Below are 10,469 nucleotides of genomic sequence, written 5' to 3'. Positions count from 1 at the left end.
ACCACTCCCTTCGGTCGCTCGGACGCATTTACGCGGGGCGGCTTCGCCATTATGCCCCACGCAAATGCGCCGCTTAGCTTAATGTTAGGTGTCAGGGATGAAAACGATAATACTGTCATTTTTTATCATTGTATTAGCTGGGTGCACATCAGTCGCCAAACCTACTATTCATCTCCATTCAAATGGAATTAATAAAACAAAGTTAGCTAACCTGCGAATCAAATTAGAAAAAAGTGGATATACCGTAGTAAGTGGCAATCAAGACTTCTCGCACTTCTTATTCACGCCACTCATAGTTGTTCCAAAAAATTCAAAGTTCAGCACTCCAGAACTTCAACAACAAATAACCAACACTTTAGGCTCTATCCCAATTGTCAAACGTGGTAACTTTAAGAACCATAAGTATTCGGGCGACCATATTGGTGTATATCTTCGGGGAAACAATGCCACCTAACAACTCAATAAACTCGCTCACTTCGTTCGCTGGGACGCATACACGCAGGGCCGCTTCGCTATTATGCCCTACGTGCCTGCGCCCGTTATTGAAAAGTTATATGCCTAGGAGCTTCAGTGGATATTTTGTGCAAATGGCATGTCATAGTTAAATACATGTTGAACCATGACCGCGAGGAGATGTTTTTCCCAATAATGACTTGTACTTTTTGGATAAACATCGTAACGCAAAGCGTCTTATATCTTTCTTATTTTCAATTTCTAGACGTAAACCTAAGCAGTTATCTTAGCCAGACATGTATTGTTGCGTTTTACATCGCAACAGTCGCATTGTTTTATGTCGCTGTTAAAAACAAAGCACGCTACAACAAAGCTGAGGAATGGTTTAAAGCCTTCAATAGCAATGATGCCCTGATTATCAAATTATTAATGGGTTTCTTTATGCTCGTTAGTTTTGTAGTGTTACTGTTCAAGGCTCTTTTAAGTATGTAGCAGCATATAACAAAAAACTAAAGGCGCTCGCGCTGCTCGCTGGGACGCTAACACATGGGCTGCGTCACTTCGTTCCTAATTTTAGCCCATGTGTTATCGCCCCTTAGTTGGGTGTTATAAGGCGTCAGCCTAAACTTCATTTGGCTATAAAAAAATTCCAGTAAAACTACCCTCACCAGTTTTCATTAGCATCGCTCTGGCTTGTGGTAGGTTTATATCCGCCGCTTTCAATTCAAAGGCAGTGTAATAGGCGCTTTATCGACAAGTTCTTATTTTAAGTCAGCAAGCGCCATTACACTCGATAGCTCAGATGGCGGCTAGCTTCAGTCAAGTCAAAACCGTCACTGCACAGTCGTTTCGCTTGTTTGTGTTAACAATCAATCGTATGCTGACTTTATCAGTTTTTAAAAAGACCAAAGGAACTGGCTCTGCTTATAACAAAGCGCTTAAGACCACTCCCTTCGGTCGCTCGGACGCATTTACGCGGGGCGGCTTCGCCATTATGCCCCACGCAACTGCGCCGCTTAGCTTAATGTTATAAGCCAAAAGGAATTTGAATTTGCTCTTCGATTGGTTCAACTCTGAAAGCCAAATGTATACCTAGGTTCATTAGCTGTAGTTAATGACAGCAACATATCTAAAATAGAGTCGTTTTTTTCTATAACTGGAAATTCACTACAAGATCATATGCGCGAAAAACTCGAAGAGACTTTTTGCCTCCACAGTATTTCTACTATTAAGGAACCGAAGAAATCTGACATTGGCTTGGATGTCATTATAGTCACACTGCACGGTGGCGAAGCTTTTACCGTTAATCTTGGAACGTCTGGTATACCTATATTTTGGCGTCCAAAAATTAAGTTAGTTTCGCGGCTATACAACATTAATCACGGCAAGACCGTAAAAACATTCAGTGTATCTAAATCTGTGACATGGCGTGAATTCATTGCAAAGCAATTTAGTCTCAGAGGGCTATTCCGCTGGGGACCTCTTTACCATAATGAGGACATGGAAATCTTGCTTTATCAGGCATGTCTTGAGTTAATAGATAAAATGCGTAAGGCTATTTAAACAGTGGCTTATAACAAACCACTCAAGGCTCTCGCTTCGCTCGCTGGGACGCTAACACATGGGCTGCGTCACTTCGTTCCTAATTTTAGCCCATATGTTATCGCCCCTTAGTGGGAAGTTAGGCGTCATTTACTTACAGCATTAAAAAGTAGGTTCGGACGTGACATTCCAGCATAAAGGTTGTTTCGCTAGGTTATATTCGCGGCAAGCTTTATCGGTTGTTTTCACGGCTTTAGCAACATGCTTTTTATCAACACCGTAACGCCAACATTCAACATCACCAGCTTTCTAAACACGCTCTTTTATCCAGCATTAACGTTAACATCTAGCATTTCGCACAGGGTTGTTTTATATTAAATTCAATAATTTAAACACGCAGTCTGTTTGGCTAGTGGTGGCAGCAAAGCTGCGTACTTTCAGTTGTACGCCTAACAAAACGCTGTTGGCACTCCCTCCGGTCGCTGGGACGCTAACACGTGGGCTGGCTCGCTTCGCTCGGATTTTAGCCCACGTGCTAGCGCCCCAAAGCTTAGCGTTATAATTTAGGGGTAATTTTAATGAAAAGGACGTTTATTACAGTTATCACGGTTAGTCTAATTTTATCTAGTAATTATACAAATGGGAAAACTATCAAGAGTCCAGAATGTGAATTTATTGGGCATTGGATTTTCAGCAAGACAGAAACAATTGCAAGCTTCGAAAATTCAGAAATGACTGAAGAAGAGGTTCATAAATTCTCAAGCATATTAAAAGCTCAGGAAATAGTAATATCTGACAGCCTATATTCTGTTTATCCAGATAGAGGAAAACCTATAAGAACTCCTTTCTCGCTAATAGCGCCACCGGATGATAAAGGCTGTTTTATGCTTCAATTTGAAAACACAAGAATACCTCTGGATATACAAAAACATACATTCTGCATCAGAGCGGGAAAACTTCTATTGCCAGCTCCAAAAGGAGCAAAGGAAGTCTATAATAGAAAATTATAACAAACACATTAAGTCGCTTCGCTGGGACAGTAACACGTGGGCTCTGTCGCTTCGCTCGGATTTTAGCCCACGTGTTACTGCCCCTTATGTGGGTGTTATATGACAAAGGTACTTTTGTGTTTCCAGTCTTCTTTTTGATTTCATTTCTTCTTGGAAATTTCATAGGTTTTCGAATTGTTCTCCACCTACTCAAAGTGACTGAAAATGTAAACAAGCGTAGTATGTTACTCACTGGTTTATTTTTAATTACGCAGGCTTTTTCAGCTTCAGTTACCTATTTGACGGGTTTAGTAGAGCCAGCATCAGTTGTAATATCGATAGTGTTGTTTTCGTTCATTTTAAAGCGCTTTATGGTTTTGAAACTATGGCAAGTTATCTTGATCCCCATCGGCGTATCATTAGTCTCTGGGCTTGTATTGGCTATCTTGCTAATGTCTACAGTGCAATTATGGGGTGGTTCAAGGGTTTAATCGGCATGTCATATAACAACCCAATCAACACACTCACTTCGTTCGCTGGGACGCATACACGCAGGGCGGCTTCGCCATTATGCCCCACATGCCTGCGCCCCTTATTTAAAAGTTATATGCTTTTCAGGAAGCTCACCAATAAGGAATTTTATGAATCTAAACGCTACATTTTGGGGGCAAGCACTCTTTATCCTCGCTTTAGTTGTGATTTTTCTTACCATCAAATTTGCTAAAGGAAAGGCTGACAATATCGGGTTGGTTGCCATTTACGCCTTCTTGCTCAACTTCTTGATTCCACCTGTTGGTTGGTTCTATTGTTACCGATGGGCAAATAAATAATTACCTAAAACAAATATCATCCTCTATGTAGCTAGGGTTTGTTTTTATTAAAGTGGATGTGTAAAAGGTTTTAAATTGTACGCATATAACAACTCAATCAACACACTCACTTCGTTCGCTGGGACGCATACACGCAGGGCCGCTTCGCTATTATGCCCTACGTGCCTGCGCCCGTTATTGAAAAGTTAGAGTCTTCGGAAAAAAGGAATTTTAATGAATAAAATGACTAAATTTTTTGGTAAGCATTATGACTTTATAAAGTGGCAATCAGAATGCTACGCCTTATCTGTTGGTTTCTTTACAGTCTCAATTCTGTGCTTCAAATATCTAGAACAATTAGTTTATGTGCTAGGAATCATCTCTGGTGTTTTTTTAGGCCTAATAGGTCTAGGGTTGACATTAGCAGCAATTGACAAAGCCCAAACATACATCGGAGACAAGATTGCAATCAAAGGAAGCCCTCTCTACATGTTTTGGGGCTTGGTTTATGTATCAACAGCCGTTTGTACGGGTTTTGCACTTACTCTCAAGGTTGTTTCAGAGTGAACGACTCTAACAAACTACTCAAGGCTCTCGCTTCGCTCGCTGGGACAGTAACACGTAGGCTCTGTCGCTCCGCTCCTAATTTTAGCCTACGTGTTACTGCCCCTTAGTGGGATGTTATAAGGCGTCAGCCTAAACTGCGTTTGGCTTTATAAAAACCCCAGTACAACTACCCTCATCTGTTTTCATTAGCACCGCTCTGGCTTGTGGTAGGTTTAAATCCGCCGCTTTCAATTCAAAGGTTGCGCATTAGGCGCTTTATCACCAAGGTATTATTCTACGTCAACAAGCGCCAATGCGTTTGACAGTTCAAATGGCGGCTAGCTTCAGTCAAATCAAAAACATCAATGCACAGTCGTTTTTCTTGTCTGCGTTAACAATCAATCGTATGCTGGCTTCAACAGTTTTTAAAAAGACCAAAGGAACTGGCTTTGCTTCTAACAAAGCGCTAAAGACCACTCCCTTCGGTCGCTCGGACGCATTTACGCGGGGCGGCTTCGCCATTATGCCCCACGCAACTGCGCCGCTTAGCTTAATGTTATTTGACACGTGGATGATCAATCAAGGAGGCTGTATATGTCTAAAAAATCGAGAGTCGTTCTATTACCACTTATTGCCAGCATTTCATTTATATTTTCGTTCTGGATTTTGGAAGTGCGCAAGGCGCAAGTGTTTGCGGGTATCAGTAACGATGTAGCAGGAGGTGCGGTTTTGGGTTTGGGTATTGGTGTAATGCTCGTGCTACTTGCAACTGTACAAAACAAAAAACAGGGCTCTTTTTAGAGAGCGTCATATAACAAACCACTCAAGGCTCTCACTTCGCTCGCTGGGACGCTAACACATGGGCTGCGTCACTTCGTTCCTAATTTTAGCCCATGTGTTATCGCCCCTTAGTGGGAAGTTAGGGCCTCTATGAAAATTGCACACCCCCAATCTATTGACAGACTGCCTACAAGAAGAGAAAGGATATTAGCGATTTTTCTCGGATTCATATGCTCTACTATTACGGGCGCCGTTTCATTTTTAGGAATTCATCAGACATATAAAGGTGAACTAGAAGCTCTTGATTACACATTTTACTATTTGTTGTTTTCACTTAGTGTTTGGGCATTAATTAAAGCTGTTTTTACAAAAGCGGCAAAGCCAAGTGCTATTTCATTTATGGCTATAGGTGGGATTCTAACCTTTTTTTCTATTGTAATTCTGTTTTTAGCAATAATTGAAAATACTAAATTCGAACCAAAAGGAATCATAGGCTGTTTAGTTATTTTATTGGTTGGGGCGTTAACTTTAGTATATGGTTTCACTAAACAAAAACGGCCCTAACAAGCCACTCAAGGCACTCGCTTCGCTCGCTGGGACGCTAACACATGGGCTGCGTCACTTCGTTCCTAATTTTAGCCCATGTGTTATCGCCCCTTAGTGGGGTGTTATATGACAAGAGTCGCTTTCAAATATGGATAGGTTTAAATACGAAGTAAAAACTGTAGGTGGGGTATTCAAGCTGCGCTCCACAAAGCTCAAAGAATTAGAAGAACTCTGCGGTAATATGGGCAATAAAGGCTGGGAACTTGTTTCTGTAAACTATGACTGGCTAACGGTTAGCTATACTCTTTTTTTTAGAAAGAAAGTCCTCAATTAAAGTGCTACGGTTATTGGTCTTAGGTTATTTTAGCATTGTCATATAACAACCCAATCAACACACTCACTACGTTCGCTGGGACGCAAACATGCGGGGCGGCTTCGCCATTATGCCCCACATGTCTGCGCCCGTTATTGGAAAGTTAGCTGCAAGGAGAAGTTTTTGAGCAAGCCAGATTTTTCAAGCTATTCGATTGAAGAGTTGCTGAACTGTAAGCAGAATATTGATAAAGATAGATATCCCGAACGCTATAGAGAAATTCTTGACTTAATTGCTTTACTCACCCAAGACCCCAAGATTAAACGCTCTCACGACGAGATTGTTTTCATAGAGTTTTGTGAATCACTCAGAGATGACTTAAGAATTACATTAGACGATAACTTATGGCCTATCTTAAAGTTATTTTCAAAGCGCTTGAGGGATAACGTACCAAGCACTTTTCAAGATCAAGTTTGCCCAGTATGTTCAGGCGATTTACACATTACTCAACGGTTTGGCGCGTGGGAAGTCGAGTGTCAAACCTGCGATATGGTCTATTCTATAACTGAGAGGCATTCGTCAATTTGAGCTTTGCAGCTAACAAACAACTGTAGCCATTCGCTGGCGCTCACTGGGACAATAACACGTAGGCTCAGTCGCTTCGCTCCAATTTTAGCCTACGTGTTATTGCCCCTAAGTTGGGCGTTATTTGCCACGTGGATATTCAATCAAGGAGGCTGTATATGTCTAAAAAATCGAGAGTCGTTCTATTACCACTTATTGCCAGCATTTCATTTGTATTTTCGTTCTGGATTTTGGAAGTGCGCAAGGCGCAAGAGTTTGCGGGTATCAGTAACGATGTAGCAGGAGGTGCGGTTTTGGGTTTGGGTATTGGTGTAATGCTCGTGCTACTTGCAACTGTACAAAACAAAAAACAGGGCTCTTTTTAGAGAGCGTCATATAACAAACCACTCAAGGCTCTCACTTCGCTCGCTGGGACGCTAACACATGGGCTGCGTCACTTCGTTCCTAATTTTAGCCCATGTGTTAACGCCCCTTAGTGGGGTGTTATGTCTCAGAAGGAATTGATAAATGCGGTTAATTTTTTTAGTACTTCTATTAGTCAATTTTGGCTGTCTTGCCTCATCCTGCATAGTAACAGATGAAATGCGCGAACAGTTCAATTCCAAACATGTCGAAGATGTTGCTATTGATACAGCTCTTAGAGATTCAAACTTCTCAGTAACTATTAAATTACCAGAGAGCATTGAAGGTCAAAGTTCTTATTCAGTACGGCTGGTATCAGACAGCCTTGAAAAACCAACATTCATCTTCCCTCTAGACTTGTATGAAGAAGATAACCAAACAAAGGCATGGTATGAAATAGATGCGGGGCTTGTGAGAAAGCACTTCATAGTGGTCAGCTTAAATGACTATTGTGCTCCGAGCATATTCAAGGAAGTTTTTTACCAATGAGACATAACAAAAAAATTAAGTTCGCCCGCTGCGCGGGCTGGGACGCAAACATGTGGGCTGCTCACTTCGTTCGGATTTTAGCCCACATGCCTGCGCCCCTTATTTAAAAGTTAGGTAGCAGCATGGAATTCGACACTATAAGAAATTTGGAATTAGAGCTAAATGATCTTGCTACCCGAAAAAACAAGCAACGTCTGGAAGTTTTAATAGCCGATGAATTCGAGGAAGTCGGAAAATCAGGCAAGAGGTTTTCTAAATCAGATATTATCAACGAACTGGTCAACGAAGAATCAGTTGCTTTTTCAGCCCATGATTTTAGCTTTGTTATACTAGCCAAAGACTGTGTTTTGGTTAAGTATCTGACCACAATAAATCAACAAAGTGCGTATCGGTGTTCTATATGGAAAAAATCACAAAACAATTGGCAAATTCAATATCACCAAGGCACTCCGATTAAACATGCTACCTAACAAAACGCTAAACTCGTTCCCTTCGGTCACTGGGACACAAACGCGGCGCGCCTTCGGCATTATAGCGCCGCGTTCGTGCCCGTTAGCTTAGCGTTAGGTGACAAGTGGAGAGTCTAAGAACAATTCTTTTTTTATGTGGCGCTTTCTCTTATTTGTATTTTTTGTATAAATACGTCAATGCACTCGACCTAGTTTGCACAGAGTTAAAGTCGCAAGACAATTTGAAGCTTTTTGGTATAACGGTAGAGCCGACAAAGTTAATTTTACTTGCAACTCCCAAGCTGACTTTTACGTTGATAAGTCGCTCGTATATGAAAGGTCGTCAAAGTGATTCGAGTTTTGTGTGTGCTCATAATTTGGCAAGGAAATACTTTTTAGCTATGGCTTTCTCTGCGCTTTCTTCGTTTTTATTGATAGTTTTGCTCAAGGATGTTTGAGATGTCACCTAACAACTCAATAAACTCGCTCACTACGTTCGCTGGGACGCATACACGCGGGGCGGCTTCGCCATTATGCCCCACGCGCCTGCGCCCGTTATTGAAAAGTTATGTTGCATATGAATTCAAATGACTAAGATTCGTAAATCAGGAATTGCCCTTTATCTCGCACTCATTGGTTTTTCTCTATCTAAAATCATTGGTTTGTTTTTGGGAGCTATAATTGGTGCCTTAGTGGCAGCGGCAATTGCTGAAACAAATAGTCCATCAATTATCGAATATTTTGTATGGTGTGGTGGCTTTGCTTTGTTGGGTATTTTTGTAGGTTCCATCGCAAATATGCCTCATAAGAATCCGGATAAATCAAAGGGTGACGTAGGTTCAGCAGATCCCAAAATGTCAGCCCCAGATGACTTTGGCGGAGGCGGTGGTTGTGACTAAGCAACATAACAAAAAAATTAAGCACGCCCGCTGCGCGGGCTGGGACGCAAACATGTGGGCTGCTCACTTCGTTCGGATTTTAGCCCACATGCCTGCGCCCCTTATTTAAAAGTTATGCATCAGGATGAACATGCAAAATAAACTCTTTTTTGTCGCTTTAATATTAGTAGCCGTTTTTTCGTTCTTAGCAGGTAAATATTTTACACATTCAAAAAAGAGCTCAGAATACATAGATGCGTTAGTTACGACTGTCAATTTGTCTTCAGATCGTTGGAATGAAATCAAGCTTCTTACTGTTTTATATGAGGCCTCATTACAGGACAAGGAAACGGCTAAGTTTCAATATGTTCTTGCAGTGTCGCTCATGTTTCGTGACGATATTCGGCTGAGAGATATCTATAAAAATGACTATGGTTTAAATACCGGAACTTACAGTACCAATAACGCCGTCATTGAGTCTTTGAAAAAACATGGATTTGCAGAGTGCGCTAATCTAAAAGGAGCAGATTTAGTCCAATGCAACTTGGATGTTTTAGAGAATGATGCATAACAACTCAATAAACTCTCTCACTTCGTTCGCTGGGACGCATACACGCAGGGCGGCTTCGCCATTATGCCCTACGTGCCTGCGCCCGTTATTGAAAAGTTATACGCTTTTGAAACTATGAGTCTTGAACAAGAAAAAATAGCCGCTTGTGAACATGCCAAAGCCTTGTTAAACAATAACTCTCTCTTTATAGACAGAGTTACCGAGCTATCTTACATCGGCAATAGGATATATGGGCAATGCTGGGAAACTGAGTTTCACGTTTTTGGTTTAATCGCCTCAGAAGCTGATCATTTACCTTTGGAAAAAGTCAGACCACTATGCTCCAAAGGTTTCTTAGAAAAATCAGACAAGGAAGTTTCAGAGCTAATAGATTTTTACTCGCAAGACGTTGAAAATGCTTGCAAGGCAATATTAAGCAAATTCAGCAACGTATAACAAACCGCTGTAGTCGGTCGCAAGCTCCCTGGGACAATAACACGTGGGCTCAGTCGCTTCGCTCCAATTTTAGCCCACGTGTTATTGCCCCTAAGCGGGGTGTTATAAGGCGTCAGCTTAAACTGCGTTTGGCTTCATAAAAATCCCAGTACAACTACCCTCACCTGTTTTCATTAGCATCGCTCTGGCTTGTGGTAAGTTTAAATCCGCCGCTTTCAATTCAAAGGTTGCGCATTAGGCGCTTTATCGCCAAGTTATTATTCGACGTCAACAAGCGCCAATGCGTTCGACAGTTCAAATGGCGGCTAGCTTCAGTCAGGTCAAAACCATCACTGCTCAGTCGTTTTGCTTGTTTGTGTTAACAATCAATCGTATGCTGGCTTCAACAGTTTTTAAAAAGATCAAAGGAACTGGCTTTGCTTATAACAAAGCGCTAAAGTCCACTCCCTTCGGTCGCTCGGACGCATTTACGCGGGGCGGCTTCGCCATTATGCCCCACGCAACTGCGCCGCTTAGCTTAATGTTATATGCTTTTCAGGAAGCTCATCAATAAGGAATTTTATGAATCTAAACGCTACATTTTGGGGGCAAGCACTCTTCATCCTCGCTTTAGTTGTAATTTTTCTTACCATCAAATTTGCTAAAGGAAAGGCTGACAATATCGGGTTGGTTGCCATTTACG

At 41.6% G+C, this 10,469-nt stretch carries 17 protein-coding genes; all 17 read left to right on the top strand.

Annotation, left to right across the window (positions count from 1 at the left end; all coding sequences use genetic code 11):
• Positions 1–97 precede the first annotated feature (97 nt).
• Positions 98–454: a hypothetical protein gene (locus tag PCAR9_RS02605; protein ID WP_179982275.1), complete on the top strand. Its 357-nt coding sequence runs from the start codon at positions 98–100 to the stop codon at positions 452–454.
• 116 nt (positions 455–570) lie between these two features.
• Complete coding sequence (locus PCAR9_RS02600) at positions 571–945, top strand: hypothetical protein (protein ID WP_179982274.1); 375 nt, start codon at positions 571–573, stop codon at positions 943–945.
• 687 nt (positions 946–1,632) lie between these two features.
• Positions 1,633–2,016, top strand: coding sequence for a hypothetical protein (locus PCAR9_RS02595; RefSeq protein WP_232091099.1), 384 nt, complete (start codon positions 1,633–1,635; stop codon positions 2,014–2,016).
• A gap of 557 nt (positions 2,017–2,573) precedes the next feature.
• A complete protein-coding gene (locus PCAR9_RS02590) occupies positions 2,574–3,005 on the top strand; it encodes a hypothetical protein (RefSeq protein WP_179982273.1) in 432 nt (143 codons plus the stop codon).
• Between the two features lie 620 nt (positions 3,006–3,625).
• Entirely contained in the window at positions 3,626–3,814 is a 189-nt protein-coding gene (locus tag PCAR9_RS02585; protein WP_012517138.1) for a hypothetical protein, read from the top strand.
• 213 nt (positions 3,815–4,027) lie between these two features.
• Positions 4,028–4,360: a hypothetical protein gene (locus tag PCAR9_RS02580; protein WP_075176702.1), complete on the top strand. Its 333-nt coding sequence runs from the start codon at positions 4,028–4,030 to the stop codon at positions 4,358–4,360.
• Positions 4,361–4,933: 573 nt separating this feature from the next.
• On the top strand, positions 4,934–5,140 hold the full coding sequence (locus tag PCAR9_RS02575; RefSeq protein WP_179982272.1) for a hypothetical protein: 207 nt from the start codon (positions 4,934–4,936) through the stop codon (positions 5,138–5,140).
• Between the two features lie 129 nt (positions 5,141–5,269).
• Positions 5,270–5,683, top strand: a complete 414-nt coding sequence (locus tag PCAR9_RS02570; RefSeq protein ID WP_179982271.1) for a hypothetical protein — start codon at positions 5,270–5,272, stop codon at positions 5,681–5,683.
• Between the two features lie 130 nt (positions 5,684–5,813).
• Positions 5,814–5,999: a hypothetical protein gene (locus PCAR9_RS02565; RefSeq protein ID WP_179982270.1), complete on the top strand. Its 186-nt coding sequence runs from the start codon at positions 5,814–5,816 to the stop codon at positions 5,997–5,999.
• Between the two features lie 162 nt (positions 6,000–6,161).
• Complete coding sequence (locus PCAR9_RS02560) at positions 6,162–6,566, top strand: LBP/BPI/CETP family protein (protein WP_179982269.1); 405 nt, start codon at positions 6,162–6,164, stop codon at positions 6,564–6,566.
• Positions 6,567–6,721: 155 nt separating this feature from the next.
• The gene (locus PCAR9_RS02555; RefSeq protein WP_073325472.1) at positions 6,722–6,928 is read left to right on the top strand and encodes a hypothetical protein; all 207 of its coding nucleotides are present in this window, start codon (positions 6,722–6,724) and stop codon (positions 6,926–6,928) included.
• 142 nt (positions 6,929–7,070) lie between these two features.
• Positions 7,071–7,454, top strand: coding sequence for a hypothetical protein (locus PCAR9_RS02550; RefSeq protein WP_179982268.1), 384 nt, complete (start codon positions 7,071–7,073; stop codon positions 7,452–7,454).
• A 122-nt stretch (positions 7,455–7,576) separates the two neighbouring features.
• The gene (locus PCAR9_RS02545; RefSeq protein ID WP_179982267.1) at positions 7,577–7,924 is read left to right on the top strand and encodes a nuclear transport factor 2 family protein; all 348 of its coding nucleotides are present in this window, start codon (positions 7,577–7,579) and stop codon (positions 7,922–7,924) included.
• 566 nt (positions 7,925–8,490) lie between these two features.
• Positions 8,491–8,802, top strand: a complete 312-nt coding sequence (locus PCAR9_RS02540) for a hypothetical protein (protein ID WP_179982266.1) — start codon at positions 8,491–8,493, stop codon at positions 8,800–8,802.
• A 130-nt stretch (positions 8,803–8,932) separates the two neighbouring features.
• Positions 8,933–9,352: a hypothetical protein gene (locus PCAR9_RS02535; RefSeq protein WP_179982265.1), complete on the top strand. Its 420-nt coding sequence runs from the start codon at positions 8,933–8,935 to the stop codon at positions 9,350–9,352.
• 63 nt (positions 9,353–9,415) lie between these two features.
• A complete protein-coding gene (locus PCAR9_RS02530) occupies positions 9,416–9,787 on the top strand; it encodes a hypothetical protein (RefSeq protein WP_232091098.1) in 372 nt (123 codons plus the stop codon).
• A 280-nt stretch (positions 9,788–10,067) separates the two neighbouring features.
• Positions 10,068–10,340, top strand: coding sequence for a hypothetical protein (locus tag PCAR9_RS02525; protein ID WP_232091097.1), 273 nt, complete (start codon positions 10,068–10,070; stop codon positions 10,338–10,340).
• The last annotated feature ends 129 nt before the right edge of the window (positions 10,341–10,469 follow it).

The sequence above is a fragment of the Alteromonas macleodii genome (assembly GCF_903772925.1).
Taxonomy (GTDB): Bacteria; Pseudomonadota; Gammaproteobacteria; order Enterobacterales; family Alteromonadaceae; genus Alteromonas; species Alteromonas macleodii_A.
Note: the sequence above shows the minus strand (reverse complement) of the source record. Positions and strands in the feature narration are given on the sequence as shown.

Excerpts from the sequence above, each read along its gene's own strand:
- PCAR9_RS02565 (WP_179982270.1), top strand. The coding sequence starts at position 5,814 with ATGGATAGGTTTAAATACGAAGTAAAAACTGTAGGTGGGGTATTCAAG.
- PCAR9_RS02595 (WP_232091099.1), top strand. The coding sequence starts at position 1,633 with ATGCGCGAAAAACTCGAAGAGACTTTTTGCCTCCACAGTATTTCTACT.
- PCAR9_RS02605 (WP_179982275.1), top strand. The coding sequence starts at position 98 with ATGAAAACGATAATACTGTCATTTTTTATCATTGTATTAGCTGGGTGC.
- PCAR9_RS02545 (WP_179982267.1), top strand. The coding sequence starts at position 7,577 with ATGGAATTCGACACTATAAGAAATTTGGAATTAGAGCTAAATGATCTT.
- PCAR9_RS02555 (WP_073325472.1), top strand. The coding sequence starts at position 6,722 with ATGTCTAAAAAATCGAGAGTCGTTCTATTACCACTTATTGCCAGCATT.
- PCAR9_RS02525 (WP_232091097.1), top strand. The coding sequence starts at position 10,068 with ATGCGTTCGACAGTTCAAATGGCGGCTAGCTTCAGTCAGGTCAAAACC.
- PCAR9_RS02570 (WP_179982271.1), top strand. The coding sequence starts at position 5,270 with ATGAAAATTGCACACCCCCAATCTATTGACAGACTGCCTACAAGAAGA.
- PCAR9_RS02550 (WP_179982268.1), top strand. The coding sequence starts at position 7,071 with ATGCGGTTAATTTTTTTAGTACTTCTATTAGTCAATTTTGGCTGTCTT.
- PCAR9_RS02580 (WP_075176702.1), top strand. The coding sequence starts at position 4,028 with ATGAATAAAATGACTAAATTTTTTGGTAAGCATTATGACTTTATAAAG.
- PCAR9_RS02535 (WP_179982265.1), top strand. The coding sequence starts at position 8,933 with ATGCAAAATAAACTCTTTTTTGTCGCTTTAATATTAGTAGCCGTTTTT.
- PCAR9_RS02540 (WP_179982266.1), top strand. The coding sequence starts at position 8,491 with ATGACTAAGATTCGTAAATCAGGAATTGCCCTTTATCTCGCACTCATT.
- PCAR9_RS02575 (WP_179982272.1), top strand. The coding sequence starts at position 4,934 with ATGTCTAAAAAATCGAGAGTCGTTCTATTACCACTTATTGCCAGCATT.
- PCAR9_RS02585 (WP_012517138.1), top strand. The coding sequence starts at position 3,626 with ATGAATCTAAACGCTACATTTTGGGGGCAAGCACTCTTTATCCTCGCT.
- PCAR9_RS02530 (WP_232091098.1), top strand. The coding sequence starts at position 9,416 with ATGCCCTACGTGCCTGCGCCCGTTATTGAAAAGTTATACGCTTTTGAA.
- PCAR9_RS02590 (WP_179982273.1), top strand. The coding sequence starts at position 2,574 with ATGAAAAGGACGTTTATTACAGTTATCACGGTTAGTCTAATTTTATCT.